Source organism: Shinella yambaruensis, assembly GCF_022899355.1.
Taxonomy (GTDB): domain Bacteria; phylum Pseudomonadota; class Alphaproteobacteria; order Rhizobiales; family Rhizobiaceae; genus Shinella; species Shinella yambaruensis.
Map to the genome: position 1 here is coordinate 464,275 of NZ_JALJCK010000002.1, position 13,792 is coordinate 478,066.

Annotated in this window: 16 protein-coding genes; 10 read left to right on the forward strand and 6 right to left on the reverse strand. The window is 65.6% G+C overall.

The window, feature by feature from the left end:
* Positions 1–15 precede the first annotated feature (15 nt).
* The 5 genes from MUU56_RS06080 to MUU56_RS06100 form a co-directional block, all read right to left on the reverse strand.
* Positions 16–351 carry a protein tyrosine phosphatase family protein gene (locus tag MUU56_RS06080; protein WP_244766415.1) on the reverse strand — a complete coding sequence of 112 codons (336 nt, stop codon included), beginning with the start codon at positions 349–351 and terminating at the stop codon, positions 16–18.
* 182 nt (positions 352–533) lie between these two features.
* On the reverse strand, positions 534–1,094 hold the full coding sequence (gene msuE / locus MUU56_RS06085; protein WP_244766416.1) for an FMN reductase: 561 nt from the start codon (positions 1,092–1,094) through the stop codon (positions 534–536).
* A 168-nt stretch (positions 1,095–1,262) separates the two neighbouring features.
* On the reverse strand, positions 1,263–1,742 hold the full coding sequence (locus MUU56_RS06090; RefSeq protein WP_244766417.1) for a hypothetical protein: 480 nt from the start codon (positions 1,740–1,742) through the stop codon (positions 1,263–1,265).
* Between the two features lie 108 nt (positions 1,743–1,850).
* Positions 1,851–2,468, reverse strand: a complete 618-nt coding sequence (locus MUU56_RS06095) for a helix-turn-helix domain-containing protein (RefSeq protein ID WP_244766418.1) — start codon at positions 2,466–2,468, stop codon at positions 1,851–1,853.
* On the reverse strand, positions 2,458–2,643 hold the full coding sequence (locus MUU56_RS06100; RefSeq protein WP_244766419.1) for a hypothetical protein: 186 nt from the start codon (positions 2,641–2,643) through the stop codon (positions 2,458–2,460). The genes MUU56_RS06095 and MUU56_RS06100 overlap by 11 nt, the downstream gene beginning before the upstream one ends.
* A 334-nt stretch (positions 2,644–2,977) precedes the next feature.
* Here MUU56_RS06100 and MUU56_RS06105 point away from each other — a divergent pair, with 334 nt between their 5' ends.
* Genes MUU56_RS06105 through cysE form a run of 5 tightly spaced genes read left to right on the forward strand, consistent with a single transcriptional unit; the run spans position 2,978 to position 7,480 of the window.
* Positions 2,978–3,931: a sulfonate ABC transporter substrate-binding protein gene (locus MUU56_RS06105; RefSeq protein ID WP_244766420.1), complete on the forward strand. Its 954-nt coding sequence runs from the start codon at positions 2,978–2,980 to the stop codon at positions 3,929–3,931.
* Positions 3,931–4,767: an ABC transporter permease subunit gene (locus tag MUU56_RS06110; protein ID WP_244766421.1), complete on the forward strand. Its 837-nt coding sequence runs from the start codon at positions 3,931–3,933 to the stop codon at positions 4,765–4,767. The genes MUU56_RS06105 and MUU56_RS06110 overlap by 1 nt, the downstream gene beginning before the upstream one ends.
* Positions 4,764–5,507 (forward strand): ABC transporter ATP-binding protein, encoded by a 744-nt coding sequence (locus MUU56_RS06115; protein ID WP_244766422.1) that lies wholly within the window; start codon positions 4,764–4,766, stop codon positions 5,505–5,507. Before MUU56_RS06110 ends, MUU56_RS06115 begins: the two co-directional genes overlap by 4 nt.
* Positions 5,508–5,555: 48 nt before the next feature.
* Positions 5,556–6,596, forward strand: a complete 1,041-nt coding sequence (locus tag MUU56_RS06120) for an isopenicillin N synthase family dioxygenase (RefSeq protein ID WP_244766423.1) — start codon at positions 5,556–5,558, stop codon at positions 6,594–6,596.
* Positions 6,597–6,631: 35 nt separating this feature from the next.
* Positions 6,632–7,480: a serine O-acetyltransferase gene (gene cysE / locus MUU56_RS06125; protein ID WP_244766424.1), complete on the forward strand. Its 849-nt coding sequence runs from the start codon at positions 6,632–6,634 to the stop codon at positions 7,478–7,480.
* A 56-nt stretch (positions 7,481–7,536) separates the two neighbouring features.
* Here the strand turns inward: cysE and ssuD are convergent, their stop codons facing one another.
* Entirely contained in the window at positions 7,537–8,706 is a 1,170-nt protein-coding gene (gene ssuD / locus MUU56_RS06130; RefSeq protein ID WP_244766425.1) for an FMNH2-dependent alkanesulfonate monooxygenase, read from the reverse strand.
* Positions 8,707–9,185: 479 nt separating this feature from the next.
* Between ssuD and MUU56_RS06135 the strand changes: the two genes are divergently transcribed.
* Genes MUU56_RS06135 through MUU56_RS06155 form a run of 5 tightly spaced genes read left to right on the forward strand, consistent with a single transcriptional unit; the run spans position 9,186 to position 13,688 of the window.
* Positions 9,186–10,220 carry an ABC transporter substrate-binding protein gene (locus MUU56_RS06135; RefSeq protein ID WP_244766426.1) on the forward strand — a complete coding sequence of 345 codons (1,035 nt, stop codon included), beginning with the start codon at positions 9,186–9,188 and terminating at the stop codon, positions 10,218–10,220.
* 4 nt (positions 10,221–10,224) lie between these two features.
* Positions 10,225–11,226 carry an ABC transporter permease gene (locus MUU56_RS06140; RefSeq protein WP_244766427.1) on the forward strand — a complete coding sequence of 334 codons (1,002 nt, stop codon included), beginning with the start codon at positions 10,225–10,227 and terminating at the stop codon, positions 11,224–11,226.
* The gene (locus tag MUU56_RS06145) at positions 11,223–12,011 is read left to right on the forward strand and encodes an ABC transporter ATP-binding protein (protein ID WP_244766428.1); all 789 of its coding nucleotides are present in this window, start codon (positions 11,223–11,225) and stop codon (positions 12,009–12,011) included. The genes MUU56_RS06140 and MUU56_RS06145 overlap by 4 nt, the downstream gene beginning before the upstream one ends.
* Complete coding sequence (locus MUU56_RS06150; protein WP_244766429.1) at positions 12,001–12,300, forward strand: hypothetical protein; 300 nt, start codon at positions 12,001–12,003, stop codon at positions 12,298–12,300. Before MUU56_RS06145 ends, MUU56_RS06150 begins: the two co-directional genes overlap by 11 nt.
* Positions 12,301–12,326: 26 nt before the next feature.
* A complete protein-coding gene (locus MUU56_RS06155) occupies positions 12,327–13,688 on the forward strand; it encodes an O-acetylhomoserine aminocarboxypropyltransferase/cysteine synthase family protein (RefSeq protein ID WP_244766430.1) in 1,362 nt (453 codons plus the stop codon).
* Positions 13,689–13,792 lie beyond the last annotated feature (104 nt).

Sequence of the window (13,792 nt, forward strand, 5' to 3'; positions counted from 1 at the left end):
CGCGACAGGTGCGGATCAGCGGGGCAGCAGCGCCTGTTCGTAGATCTTCGTCGAACGGGCGCCGGAACGGCAATAAGCCAGGATCGGCCGGGGAAGATCGTCCAGAGCCTGGATCATGCTGCCCACGGCCTCGTCCGTCAGTCCCGTGGAAAGCACGGGGATATGCCGGACCTCGATGCCGAGCTGGGCCGCGCGGCCGGCAATCGACGAGAATGCGGGCTGGTCGGCTTGCTCCCGGTCGGGCCGGTGGCAGACGATGGAGCGGAACCCCAGCAGGCTGACGATGTCGACATCTTCAGCCTCGATCTGCGGTGAAACCGAGTAGTCCTCGTTGATCTTGCGGATGTCCATGCCTGTCCTTCCTTTGTCGTTCTGGCGAAGGCGTGTTGTCTTTCGGGCTTCAGGAAAAGCCCAGGGGCCGCACAGACACGCTGAGCCACAGGGCGGCGGCAACGAGCGCCACGGCTGCCGCCACCCCGACGAAAAACCAGCTCAGTTCGCTCGAAGGCCTCAAGACCGGCCGGCGGCCGATGTCACGCCGCATGATGGACATCCTTGTCGACAGCCGGAAGAAGGCCGGACAGATCCGACAGGAGGTCGTCGAAGCGCGCCGCAAGGCGGGCCGATGCAACCCTGTGGTCCTTGAAATCGACATCGGATGCATAGATCGCCGTCGGGAGTGTCCGGGCGCTGAAGAAGCCGAAGAGGGGACGCAGCTGATGCTCGACCACCAGCGCATGCCGGTCGCCGCCGCCGGTCGCCGTGAGGATGACGGGTTTCCCGCGCAGTTCGAGAGGGTCGATCAGGTCGAACAGGTGCTTGAAGAGGCCGGGATAGGAGCCCTTGTAGGTGGGCGAGCCGACCAGCAGCAGGTCTGCCGTGACGATATCGGCGAAGACTTGCCGGGCCTGATGGTCGAGGTCCTTGCGCCAGAGCGCGCGGCCGAGCGAAGGGCCGACGTCATTGAGGTCGTAGGACGATGTCTCCACCGCGTAGCGGGCCTGGATCAGCGAGGCGATGTGCCCGGTAAGCGCCTGGGTTTTCGACGGTCTGTTGTAGCTGCCTGTTATGCTGACGAGCCTCGGTATCGACATGGCGTTCTCCATTTTAATCTATGATTCTCTATAAAAATTATAGATTAAAGGAAAAGCACGCTATTTTCGGCTCGTCTGGAGGAAAGATCGCCCACGCATCCGGTGGCCTCCTAGGCCCCGGCGGGCGTATCGCGCGCCGCTCCTGCTTTTCCGGAGCCTTCCCGTCTCTCAGATAACGGAGGATTTTCCGTGATATCGAACGGTTTTGCATTCGCAGCGGATGGGGCGTTCGTTCCATTGGAGGAAAGATTCTTGGAAAGAATTTTCTCCTTGAGCGTGTTTCGCGCATTTATTACCCATCCGGTCATTGAAACGCGAAACACGGGCCGCGGGCCGGGAGACTTCGATGAACACTGCGATGAACATGATGCCGATGATGAACGCCATGATGGGTGGCATGGGCCAGCCGATGATGTCGCCGATGATGATGAACGGCATGATGCCGATGATGGGCGGCATGCCCATGATGATGCCGATGCCCATGCCGATGATGATGAGCACGATGTCCTGCAAGATGACCGACGCCGGCATGGTCTGCGAGATGAAGCCGATGGACGGCATGGACCCGGCGATGTTCATGGAATGCTGCAAGCGCATGATGGCCATGATGAACGGCGGCATGCCGATGATGATGATGTGCGGCGGCATGATGATGTGCTGCTCGATGGCCGCCTGAGGCGCATCGCACCGCAAAGCTATAAGGCCTCCCCTCCGGGAGGCCTTTTCATATGGCCGGGCCTCCCTTGGGGAGGCCCCTCATATGTGGATGACGTCCCGGTATGTCGAGACGAGATAGACGGTCGCGGGGCTGCCGGTCATGTTGCGGTAGACGTGCGGCACGTCCGCCTCGAAGACGAGGGCGTCGCCTTCACCGAGAATATAGGGCTGCTTGCCGACGATCACTTCGACCGTGCCTTGCGCGACGACGAGGTTTTCCACGGTGCCGTTGCGGTGGGCTTCGGCCCGCTCGGCATGGTGCGGCGCCAGCCGCAATTCGTAGAATTCCACGGTGCGGTCACCGTCATAGGGAAAGAGCGCGCGGGTCTCGAATTTCCCGTCGCTCGACGACAGAGTCTTGGAGGCCGAGCGGGTGAGCAGCACCGTCGCCGGCTCTTCCGCCTCGATGATCAGCGAGCCGCAGGTGACGTCGAGGGCCGCGGCGATCTTGGCGAGGATGCTGAGCGTCGGGCTGCTCTTGCCGGTTTCGATCTGCCCCAGCATGGCCCGGCTGACGCCGGAGACCTTGGCGAGCCGGTCGAGCGAATAGCCGCGCCGCGTTCTCAGCCGGCGCAGGTGCTGGCCGGTCCGTATGCAGATCGCGTCCGACGGCGCCGGAGCGGTTTCCCGGTCGAGCACGGCGACTTCACCGCGCATAGGCCCACGGGCTCGTAACGACCGGGAAGAACGTCCAGACAGGAACCCACATCATCATCGGCTGCATGCCGGTCGGCTGTATTGCGGCCTGCGCTGGAAGAGACGGCGCGGAGGCCTTGCGGCGTGCGTCGCGATAGGCCTGGAAATCAACGATTTTCGCACTTTCGGCTGCCATGAATGTCCCCCGGCGTGATTGTCTATAAGAATTATGTGTTTCTCGCCGGCATGAAAGGCAGGCCCACTCAAAAGGGGTGGCGTGGCAGGAAAAGTTTTTCCTTTGCCGGGCTCGGCGCGAAACGGGAGGCGAGGCGCCAGGGTGGTTCTGCGATGCCGGGCCGGCCAAGCGGCCGGGCATTTTTCTGCCATGGCTGCGGCGCCGATGCCCGGCGAAAGGGGGCGGCATAGGAGAAAAAACTACGAGGCCCGGGAAAGGTTGGAATGGGTGCCCTCGAAATCAATTATATTCTATAGATTATATAATCTACATGATCTTGACCCAGGGGAACGCCATGAAGATTTCACGCCGCTTTTTCTCGACGGCTCTTGCTGCCCTGCTCGCCCTGCCGCTTCTCGGCGGTGGGCCGGCATACGCTTCCGACAAGACGGTCCGCATCGGCTACCAGAAATACGGTACGCTCGTTCTGCTCAAGGGCAAGGGCCTCCTCGAGGAAAAGCTGGAGAAGATCGGCTATACGGTGACCTGGACGGAGTTCCCCGCCGGCCCGCAGCTGCTGGAGGCGCTCAATGTCGGCGCCGTCGATTTCGGCACGACCGGCGAAACGCCGCCGATCTTCGCACAGGCCGCCGGCGCGCCGCTCATCTACATCGCCCACGAACCGCCGGCCGCGCGCGGCGAGGCGATCCTCGTGCCCAAGGACAGCCCCATCAAGACGGTGGCGGACCTCAAGGGCAAGACGGTCACGCTCAACAAGGGATCGAATGTGCACTACCTGCTCGTCAAGGCGCTGGAGGAGGCGGGCCTGAAATATAGCGACATCAAGACCTCCTTCCTGCCGCCGGCCGATGCCCGCGCCGCCTTCGAGCAGGGTGCGGTCGATGCCTGGGTGATCTGGGATCCCTTCCAGGCGGCCGCGGAAGTGGCGATCGAGGCACGCGAGCTGCGCAACGGCGAAGGCATCGTGCCGAACCACCAGTTCTATCTCGGTGCGAAGAGCTTCGTGGAGAACAATCCCGAGGCGGTCGACGTGGTCATCGAGGCCGTTGCCGAGATCGACGAATGGGCGAAGGCCAATACCGCGGCGGCCGCGGCGGAGCTCGCGCCCTCCGTCGGCATTCCGCAGGATGTGCTCGCCATCGCGCTCGAGCGCCAGTCCTATGGCGTCAAGGCGATCGACGAGAGCGTCGTCAGGCAGCAGCAGTCGATCGCCGACACCTTCTTCGACCTCGGGCTGATCCCCGAGAAGATCTCGATCGCGGATGTCGTGCGCAAGGGTGGTGCCTGATGGCGGAGACGTCGGTGGCCGGTTATGCTGCCGGCGAAACCCGCAAGCTCAACCTCAAGGGCCTGGGGAGCGCGCTGGCGCCCTGGGCCCTTCCCATCGTTCTCCTCATCGTCTGGGAGATCGCGGCGCGGACGGGCCTTGTGACCGCCCGCCTTATGCCGGCGCCCACGACCGTCGCCGCCGCCTTCTGGCGGTCGCTGCTGGACGGTTCGCTTCTCGTCCACACGCTCGCCTCCACGCAGCGCGCGCTGATCGGCCTTGCCATCGGCGGCGGGCTCGGCTTCGTCGCGGGTGTCGTCAACGGATTGTGGAAGCCGGCCGAGACGGCATTCGACAGCACGCTGCAGATGGTGCGCAACATCCCGCATCTGGCGCTCATCCCCCTCGTCATCCTCTGGTTCGGCATCGACGAGACGGCGAAGATCTTCCTCGTCTCGATCGGCGTCTTCTTCCCGATCTACATCAACACCTTCTACGGCGTGCGTACCATCGATCCGCAGCTCGTCGAGATGGCCTCCGTCTACGGGCTCGACCGCAAGGCGCTGATCACGCGCATCATCCTGCCCGGCGCATTGCCCTCCATTCTCGTCGGCCTGCGCTATGCCCTCGGCTTCATGTGGCTGACGCTCATCGTCGCCGAGACGATCTCCGCCACCAGCGGCATCGGCTACATGACGATGAACGCGCGGGAATTCCTGCAGACGGACATCGTCCTGCTCGGCATCATCGTCTACGCCCTTCTCGGCAAGCTTGCGGATGTGGCGACCCGCGCGATCGAAAAGCGCGTGCTGGTCTGGCACCCCGCCTATCAGGCACGGCAGGGAGGAGAGCGATGAGCATCGCCGCTTTCCATGTGCCGGATGCCGCGGCGGGCCTGCCGATCTCGCTGTCGCGGGTGGAGAAGTCCTTCGGCAAGCTGAATGTGCTCGCGAACTTCAACCTAGAGATTCCGGCGGGCCAGTTCCTTGCCGTCGTCGGCCGGTCGGGCGGCGGGAAGTCGACGCTGATGCGTCTTGTCGCCGGCCTCGACACGCCTGACAGCGGCCGCGTCGGCATCGGCGGGGGCAGGGTCGAGCGCCTGCATCCCTCCGTCCGCCTTCTCTTCCAGGAGGCGCGCCTGGTGCCGTGGCAGCGCGTCGTCGAGAATGTCGGCATCGCCCGCGGTGCGAACTGGCAGGAGAAGGCGAGGCGCACGCTTGTCGATGTCGGGCTCGAAGGCCGCGAGAACGACTGGCCGAGCGTGCTTTCCGGCGGCCAGCGGCAGCGCGTGGCGCTCGCCCGGGCGCTGGTCAGCGAGCCGCAGATCCTGCTGCTCGACGAGCCCTTCGGCGCGCTGGACGCGCTGACGCGCATCGAGATGCACCGCCTGCTGGAGCGGATCTGGACGGATCGCCGCTTCACCAGTGTGCTGATCACCCATGACGTCGCGGAAGCCGTGGCACTGGCCGATCGCGTAGTCGTGCTGCGCGATGGCGCCATCGCCCTCGATATCGACATCGATCTCGACCGTCCCCGGCAGGAACTTGCCGACCCGCGGGCCGTCGATCTGCAAAGGCAGATCCTGGACGCCGTGTAGAACCATCCGGCCGCGGCGCCGGCCGGAAGTCATCCTTATGAGGCCCCCATGACCATCCACGCCAAACCCGTCCACCTGCCGACCATCGACTTTTCCCGCTTCTACGGCAGCCCCGAAGAGCGCACGGGTTTCATCCGGGAAATGACGCGCATCCTGCACGATCACGGCTTTTTCTATCTCACCGGCCATGGCGTGCCGCAGAGCCTGATCGATGACGTGCTGGCCGCATCAAAGCGGTTCTTCGCCCTGCCGGAGGCGGACAAGCTGTCGATCGAGATGGTGAAGTCGCCGCATTTCCGCGGCTACAACCGGGCCGGCTACGAGCGCACCCGCGGCGAGCAGGACTGGCGCGAGCAGCTCGACATCAACACGGAAGGCAAGCCGGTCGAGGATGGGCCGGGCACGCCCTGGAACCGCCTCTACGGCCCCAACCAGTGGCCTGAAGCCCTGCCGGAGCTGAGGCCGCTGCTGCTGCGCTACCAAGCCGAGGTCACCCGCATCGGCATCGATGTGCTGAAAGCCATCGCACTTTCGCTCGGCCAGCCGGAAAACGCCTTTGCCGAAATCTACGAGCCGTCGCCCTCGCAGCTTCTGAAGATCATCCGCTATCCCGGCCGCGAGGCCGCCGGCAGCGACCAGGGCGTCGGCGCGCACAAGGACGGCGGCTTCGTCACGGTGCTGCTGCAGGATACGACGCCGGGTCTGCGTATCCGCACGGAGGAGGGCGTCTGGATCGAGGCGCCGCCGGTGCCGGGCACCTTCGTCATCAACAGCGGCGAGCTCCTGGAGCTTGCGACCAACGGTTTCGTGCGCGCCGACGTGCACGATGTCGTCACGCCGCCCGCCGGCACGGAGCGCTTCTCCGTCGCCTTCTTCCTCGGCGCGCGCTACGACGCGACCATCCCCGTCATTCCCCTCGCGGAGGCGTTGAAGCGCGGCGAGCGCGGCGTGACGGTCGATCCGCTCAACCCGATATTCCGCGAGGTCGGCATCAACCACCTGAAAAGCCGCCTCAGGTCCCATCCGGATGTCGCGGCAAAGCACCATCCGGACCTGCTGCATCTGTTGGAGAAGCCGGCAAAGGCGTGAAGTCCTTTCCCGTCCCAGTCCGAGGAGATCGGGCCATGCCCGGACACGAGAGCAACGTCGTTTTCCTTCCCGTCGAGGACGCGGCCCGCGGCGTGGTCGCCACGCTTTGGCAAACCCTGCGGGAGGAAGCAGCCGCGGCAGCCCAGCGCGACCAGGCGCTGGCGCGGGCGATGAACTCGGCCGTGCTGATGCATGCGAGTTTCGGCCATGCGCTCTCGCACCGGCTGGCGATCAAGCTGGCCGATCACGACGTCGACCGCGACGAGCTGCTCGCGCTCATTTACGGCGCCTATACCGACAGGCCGGGCCTGCTCGGGGCGGCGGCAGCGGACCTCCAGGCGGTGAAGGACCGCGACCCCTCGAACAGCGAGGCACTGACGCCCTTCCTCTATTTCAAGGGCTTTTCCGCATTGCAGGCCTACCGTGTCGGCCATTGGCTCTGGGCGACGGGCCGGCGGCACCTTGCCCGCCACATCCAGAGCCGGATTTCGGAGACCTTCGCGATCGACATCCACCCGGCCGCGGTGATGGGACGCGGCATCATGCTGGATCACGGCAGCGGCCTCGTCATCGGCGAGACGGCGGTGGTGGAGGATGACGTCTCCATCCTGCAGAACGTGACGCTCGGCGGGACCGGCAAGGAAACGGGCGACCGGCATCCGAAGGTGCGCCGCGGCGTGCTGATCGGCGCGGGCGCGAAGATCCTCGGGAACATCGAGGTGGGTATCGGCGCGAAGATCGGGGCCGGCAGCGTCGTCGTCGGGCCGGTCGCGCCCTACACGTCTGTCGTCGGCGTTCCGGCGCGACCGGTGGGCAGGCCCCATACGGTCCTGCCGGGCGTGACCATGGACCAGAGCCTCAGCGAGCCGGAATACATGATCTGAGAAGGCTCGTGTTTGCCGCCGGGTGGCGGATGCCACCCGGGGAGGCTGGATTGCGGCTAGGATGCCGACGTCAGCTTGACGTTGCCGCCGTGGCCGCCGCCGCCGAAGACCTGATGGCCGCCGAAGGACGAGCGCAGCTGGCCCCGGGGGCCGGGCAGGCCGAGTTCGGGGAAGAGGAGCTCGGAGACGCGATAGGCCTCCTCGACATGCGGATAGCCCGAGGCGATGACCGTGTCGATGCCGAGCGCCTGGTATTCGCGAAGCCGGGCGGCGACGGTTTTCGGCGAGCCGACGAGGGCGGTGCCGGCGCCCGAGCGCACGAGGCCGATGCCGGCCCACAGGTTCGGCGAGACCTCCAGCTTGTCGCGCCGGCCGTTGTGCAGGGCCACCATGCGGGCCTGGCCGACGGAATCGGAATTCTTCGTCAGCACCGCCTGAGCCGAGGCGATGGCCTCGTCCGAGAGCTTGGAGATCAGCCGGTCGGCGGCCTCCCATGCCTCTTCGTCCGTCTCGCGGACGATGAAATGCAGGCGGATGCCGAAGGTCGCCTCGCGGCCTTTCGCGGCGGCGGCCTTGCGGGCATGGGCGATCTTCTCGGCGACTTGCGCCGGCGGCTCGCCCCAGGTGAGGTATTTGTCGACGATGCCGCCGGCGAAATCGATCGCCGCATCGGACGACCCGCCGAAATAGATCGGCGGGCGCGGCTGCTGCACCGGTGGCAGGCCGAGCTTCGCGTCGATTGCCTTGATATACTTGCCGTCGAGGGTGGAACGGCCGGTCTCGATCAGCTCGTTGAAGACCTGGATGAATTCGGCCGCGTGGTCGTAGCGCTCGTCATGCGGCAGGAAGATGCCGTCGCCGGCAAGCTCTTGCGCGCTGCCGCCGACCACGATGTTGAGCAGCAGGCGGCCGTTCGACACGCGGTCGAGCGTGGAGGCGAGGCGGGCGTAGTAGGCGGGCGTCGCCGTGCCGGGGCGGATGGCCACGAGGAATTTCAGCTTCTCGGTCCGGGCGGCGAGATCGGCGGCGAGCACGAAGGATTCCTCGCACGCCGCGCCGACGGGAATGAGCACGCCGGAATAGCCCAGCCGGTCGGCCGCAACCGCGATCTCCCGGAAATAGCCCGGATCCGGCGGTCGGCTGAGCTCGTCCGAGCCGAGATAGGAACCGTCGCCGGAACTGGGGATGAACCAGAGGAAATCGAGGGGCTGGTCGGATTTGCTCATGCGCTGTCTTCCGGATTGAGGAACGGGATGCCTCGTAAGATAATAAATTCTATAGTTTGAGTAAGAAATTATATTCTCTTGTACCGCCCGCCCGCGAATTAATCCTTGCGCGGCGCCGGCGCCGCACCGTTGGTGGAGCCGGATCTCGTCCTGCCGCGCGCTACAGCTTTCCGGGGACAGCGCTTGATGGCCGGTTTCGATCTGCGAAGCGTGGGGCTGCCTGTAACCTGGGAGGCTTGGGTGTTTCTCGAAGGGGCCGGCCGGAGAACCCGCGGACGGTGTGCCCGGGCCAGGCCGCTTGCGGTGACATGCAGTCCCAAGGAGGCGCCTGTTGCCTTTGCGCGAAGGAACGGCAAATCCGTCGCGCGGGCGAACGGCAAAAGAATATTCCCCGATAGCCTTTCGAAATAATCTATAAAATCTATAAACTAAATATGATTTTGCTACGCTGGCCGCATCACTTCGCGAGGGGACATCCGATGAGCCAGCAATCCGAAACCATGCTTTCCAGGGGCCTGTCGCGCCGCGGCCTGATCAAGGCAGCCGGCGTCACGGCCATTGCCGCCACCGCAGGCGTCATCGGCGCGCGCTCGACGCGCTATGCCATTGCCGGCAACCTCATTCCGATCAAGCTGGAATGGACCGAGGTCGCCGCCTGCCATTCTCCCGTCGGCTTCGGCCTTGCCAAGGGCATCTATGCCAAGCACGGCCTCGATGTGGAACTGTTCTACCAGGGGGCGAGCGGCCAGACGCTCATCCAGGCGCTCGCCACCCGCAAGGCCGAGGCCGGCCCCGGCCTGCTCTACGACTGGCTGAAGCCGATCGAACAGGGCTTCGATGTGCGGCTCTTCGCCGGCTCGCACGGCGGCTGCCAGAGCATCCTCGTCAAGCCGGAGAGCGATATCACGACGCTGACGGACCTCAAGGGCAAGACGATCGGCACGTTCGACGTCATGTCGCCCTCGCGCGTCGCCTTCTCGGTCGCGCTCGCCAAGGCGGGGCTTAATCCGGAAACCGACGTCACCTGGAAGGTCTTCCCCTTCGACCTCGTGGCCGAGGGCGTGCTGAAGGGGGAGGCAGATGCCGTCGCGCACATGGACCCCTGGGCCTATTCCTATGAGAAGCTGCACGGCTTCCGCCGCGTCGCCGACACGCAGACCGGCAGCTTCAAGGACCGCGTCTGCTGCGTGCTCGGCGTCAATGGCGACTACTACGAGGCCAACAGGGACGCCATCAAGCGCGTCGCCGCCGCCAACCTCGAAATCCACCAGTACACGGCCAAGCACCCGGACGAGGTGGCCAAGTGGTATTTCGACACCTTGAAGCCGGGCCTCTCGCTGGAGGACCTGACGGAGGTGCTTGCCGCCTTCACCTACCACGACCACTGGTTCGGCAAGGACCTGCTGAAGGAGGTGCGGATCGGCTACGAGGACCTGAAGCTGACCGGTGTCATCGACGCTTCCACCGATCCCGAGGAGATCGCAAGCCGCATCACCATCGACATCTTCGCATGATGCCATGAGCACGGCGGTCGAGGACACATTCGGCGGGGCAGGGCGGCGCACCTTCGCCCCCTCTCTTCCCGGCATCTGGCGCAACGGGCTGTTTGCGGCCGGCACGTGGTTTCTCGCCGCGGCGCTGACCTATGCTCTGCCCGATGTCATCACCTGGGGTGCGACGCAGCTCTTCGCCGTCCTCGCGCTGGCCGGGGCGGGGATTTTCCTTGCGCTGTCGGTCACGGTCCACCGGCTCGGCGGCCTTGGCCGCACGCTCGTCCATTACGGGCCCTGGTTCATCGTGCTCGGCCTTTGGCTTGCGGTCTGGGAAGTGCTGACCGCCAAGCTCGGCTGGCTGCCGAAGCCGTTCTTCTCGCCGCCGCAGGGCCTGCTGCATGTCTATGTCACGGACTGGGACCGCCTGCTGATCTGCGTCGCCTATACCGGCCGGCTCTGGGGGCTCGGCTTCTTTTCCGGCGTCCTCGTCGGCTTTGCCGGCGGCGTCGCGCTCGGCTGGTCGAAGCGTTTCGCCTATTGGGGCATGCCGCTTCTCAAGCTGATCGGACCTGTGCCGGCAAGCGCCTGGATTCCCTGCACCTTCTTCATCTTCCCATCCACCTTCCACGCCTCGATCTTCCTCGTGGCGCTCGCTTCGGGCATCCCGGTCGCGATCCTCACGGCGGCGGGCGTCAGCCAGGTCAACCGGTCCTTCTACGACGTCGCCCGCACGCTCGGCGCGGACAACCGCTTCCTCATCTTCAAGGTCGCGATCCCCGCTTCGCTGCCGAACGTCTTCGTCGGCCTCTTCATGGGGCTCTACTATTCCTTCGCCGTGCTGGTTGTCGCCGAAATGCTCGGCGCCAAGTTCGGCCTCGGCTGGTATCTCCAGTTCAACACGGCCTATTCGGCCTATGCCAATGTCTATGCCGCCCTCATCGTCATGGCGCTGATCTGCGCCGGGCTCGTGCGCCTCCTGTTCGTCGTGCGCGACCGCCTGCTCGGCTGGCAGAAGGGGATTCTATGATGGCGCTCGCTCTCGCAGAAACCGCTGCCGACAGCATCGCGCTCGACGTGGAAGGCGTTTCCCACCGCTACGAGCTCGACGGCAAGGACCTGCAGGTTCTCGACGATGTGAGCCTTGCGATCGCGCCGGGCGAATTCGTCGCCCTGCTGGGACCGTCCGGCTGCGGCAAGTCCACGCTGCTGCGTCTTGCCGCCGGGCTGGAGACGCCGACCGCCGGCAAGGTGCTTGAAAACGGCCGGCCGATCACCACGCCGAATCCCGACCGCATCCTCGTCTTCCAGGATGCGACGCTGTTTCCCTGGCGCACCGTGCGCGGCAACGTCGCGACGGGCCTTGAGGCGCGCGGCCTTGTCCGCGAGCGGAAACACCGCATCGACGAGGTGCTGACGCTGGTGAAGCTGGAAGGCTTTTCCGATTTCTACCCGCACCAGCTTTCCGGCGGCATGGCGCAGCGCGCCGCGCTCGCCCGCGCGCTCGTCAACGATCCCAAGCTGCTGCTGCTCGACGAGCCCTTCGGCAAGCTCGATTCGCTGACGCGGCTCAGGATGCAGAACGAGCTCCTCGATCTGTGGAAGAGCGCCGGCTTCACCGCGCTGCTCGTCACGCACGATGTCGAGGAGGCCCTGCTGCTCGCCGACTGCGTCATCGTGCTCTCCGACCGGCCCGCTTCCATCGTCGCGGAGGTGCGCGTCGGCCAGCCGCATCCGCGCCGCCGGGACGATCCGAACCTCGTCGCGCTGCGCCGGTCGCTGCTCGAAAAGCTGGGGATCTCCCATGACGTCTAGCGCGCGGCTCGCCCACCACGCCGTCGCGCTTGCCGGCGGTGTCCTCGCTGTCCTTGCCGTCGGCTGGTGGTGGCTGATCTTCAGCAAGGTCGTCGAGAACGACTACCTCACCGTCCGCCAGGCCGTCACGTGCCTTGCCGGCGCGAGCGACCTCTGCACGCTCGCCCAGGCACTGTGCACCAACGATCATCTCTACGGCATCCGCTGGTATGCGCCGGAAGCCTTCTGGGCCGCGGCGAGCATTCTCGTCGCGGGCGCCATCCTGTCCGTCCGTCCCTCGCGCGCCTGAATGCGCCGCAGCAAAGGAGAAGTGCCATGACGATCCATCAAGCCCCCGAGGTCGCCGAACAGGATATCGTCGAGGTCCCGGCCGGAGCCGCGACCTTCAAGAGCCGCCATCCCGAGACGATCGCGCTGCACGGCGGCAGCTTCCGCTTCGATCCGGCAAGCGGTGCGGTCGCCGTGCCGATCTACCAGACGACGTCCTTCCAGCTGCCCGGCACGGACGGCGCCGACAGGCTCTTCGCCCTCGAAGCGCCCGGCCATCTCTACACCCGCGTCTCCAACCCGACACAGGACGCCTTCGAGCAGCGCCTTGCCGAGCTTGAAGGCGGCGCGGCCGCGCTGGCGCTCTCCTCCGGCCAGGCGGCCTTGGCTTTCGCGATCCTCAACGTCGCCCGGGCCGGCGACAACATCGTCAGCGCCGCTGGTCTCTACGGCGGCACCTGGGCGCTCTTCGCCGCCACCCTGAAAAGCTTCGGCATCGAGACCCGTTTCGTCGATGCGTCGGACCCGCAGGCCTTCGAGGCGGCGACCGACGAGCGTACACGCGCCTACTACGCCGAATCCCTGCCGAACCCGAAGCTGGAAGTCTTCCCGATATCCGAGGTCGCGGCCATCGGCCGCCGGCACGGCATTCCGCTGATCGTCGACAACACGGCAGCGCCCTTGATCATCCGGCCGCTGGAGCACGGCGCGGCGGTCGTCGTCTACTCGACCACGAAATATATCGGTGGCCACGGCACCTCCATCGGCGGCGCGATCGTCGACGGCGGCAATTTCCCCTGGGCGGAGCATGCCGCGCGCCAGCCGAACCTCACCGAGCCGGATGCAAGCTACCAGGGCAAGACGTGGATCGAGAAGGCCGAGGCCATCGCCTTCCATCCCTATATCCTGCGCGCCCGCGCCGTACTGCTGCGCGATCTCGGCGCGGCGATCAGCCCGCAGAACGCCTTCCAGTTCATCCAGGGCCTCGAGACCCTGCCGCTTCGCCTTCGCCAGCACAACGAGAACGCGGTGAAGGTCGCCGAATATCTCAAGGGCCATGACAAGGTGAAACGTGTCATCTTCCCGAAATTCCAGGACGGCGAGGCGAAGGCGCGGGCGGACACATATTTCAAGCCGGGTTATTTCGGCGCGCTGGTGGGCTTCGAGCTGAAGGGCGGGCGCGAGGCGGGGCGCCGCTTCATCGACAGCCTCCAGCTTTTCTATCACCTCGCCAATATCGGCGACGCCCGGTCGCTGGCGATCCACCCGTCGACGACGACCCATTCGCAGCTCTCGCTGGAAGACCAGCTCGCGACCGGCGTCACGCCCGGCTATGTGCGCCTTTCCATCGGCCTCGAACATCCCGACGACCTGATCGCCGATCTGGAACGAGCCATCGCGCTGGCCTGAGGCCGGCCACCCCGATCGGCGTGTGACCCGGCGCTTCCTCCTCGCGCCGGGTTTTCCTTGCGCTGCGTGCGCTCCGGCAGCGAGGGGAACAGCGTTTCGCTTTG

What these genes read in the sequence shown, in the direction of transcription:
- cysE (WP_244766424.1), top strand. Translation starts at nt 6,632, where the DNA reads ATGCCCGGACACGAGAGCAACGTCGTTTTCCTTCCCGTCGAGGACGCG.
- MUU56_RS06120 (WP_244766423.1), top strand. Translation starts at nt 5,556, where the DNA reads ATGACCATCCACGCCAAACCCGTCCACCTGCCGACCATCGACTTTTCC.
- MUU56_RS06155 (WP_244766430.1), top strand. Translation starts at nt 12,327, where the DNA reads ATGACGATCCATCAAGCCCCCGAGGTCGCCGAACAGGATATCGTCGAG.
- MUU56_RS06100 (WP_244766419.1), bottom strand. Translation starts at nt 2,643, where the DNA reads ATGGCAGCCGAAAGTGCGAAAATCGTTGATTTCCAGGCCTATCGCGAC.
- msuE (WP_244766416.1), bottom strand. Translation starts at nt 1,094, where the DNA reads ATGTCGATACCGAGGCTCGTCAGCATAACAGGCAGCTACAACAGACCG.
- MUU56_RS06090 (WP_244766417.1), bottom strand. Translation starts at nt 1,742, where the DNA reads ATGCCGCCGCACATCATCATCATCGGCATGCCGCCGTTCATCATGGCC.
- MUU56_RS06080 (WP_244766415.1), bottom strand. Translation starts at nt 351, where the DNA reads ATGGACATCCGCAAGATCAACGAGGACTACTCGGTTTCACCGCAGATC.
- MUU56_RS06095 (WP_244766418.1), bottom strand. Translation starts at nt 2,468, where the DNA reads ATGCGCGGTGAAGTCGCCGTGCTCGACCGGGAAACCGCTCCGGCGCCG.
- MUU56_RS06105 (WP_244766420.1), top strand. Translation starts at nt 2,978, where the DNA reads ATGAAGATTTCACGCCGCTTTTTCTCGACGGCTCTTGCTGCCCTGCTC.
- MUU56_RS06145 (WP_244766428.1), top strand. Translation starts at nt 11,223, where the DNA reads ATGATGGCGCTCGCTCTCGCAGAAACCGCTGCCGACAGCATCGCGCTC.
- MUU56_RS06140 (WP_244766427.1), top strand. Translation starts at nt 10,225, where the DNA reads ATGAGCACGGCGGTCGAGGACACATTCGGCGGGGCAGGGCGGCGCACC.
- MUU56_RS06150 (WP_244766429.1), top strand. Translation starts at nt 12,001, where the DNA reads ATGACGTCTAGCGCGCGGCTCGCCCACCACGCCGTCGCGCTTGCCGGC.
- MUU56_RS06110 (WP_244766421.1), top strand. Translation starts at nt 3,931, where the DNA reads ATGGCGGAGACGTCGGTGGCCGGTTATGCTGCCGGCGAAACCCGCAAG.
- MUU56_RS06115 (WP_244766422.1), top strand. Translation starts at nt 4,764, where the DNA reads ATGAGCATCGCCGCTTTCCATGTGCCGGATGCCGCGGCGGGCCTGCCG.
- MUU56_RS06135 (WP_244766426.1), top strand. Translation starts at nt 9,186, where the DNA reads ATGAGCCAGCAATCCGAAACCATGCTTTCCAGGGGCCTGTCGCGCCGC.
- ssuD (WP_244766425.1), bottom strand. Translation starts at nt 8,706, where the DNA reads ATGAGCAAATCCGACCAGCCCCTCGATTTCCTCTGGTTCATCCCCAGT.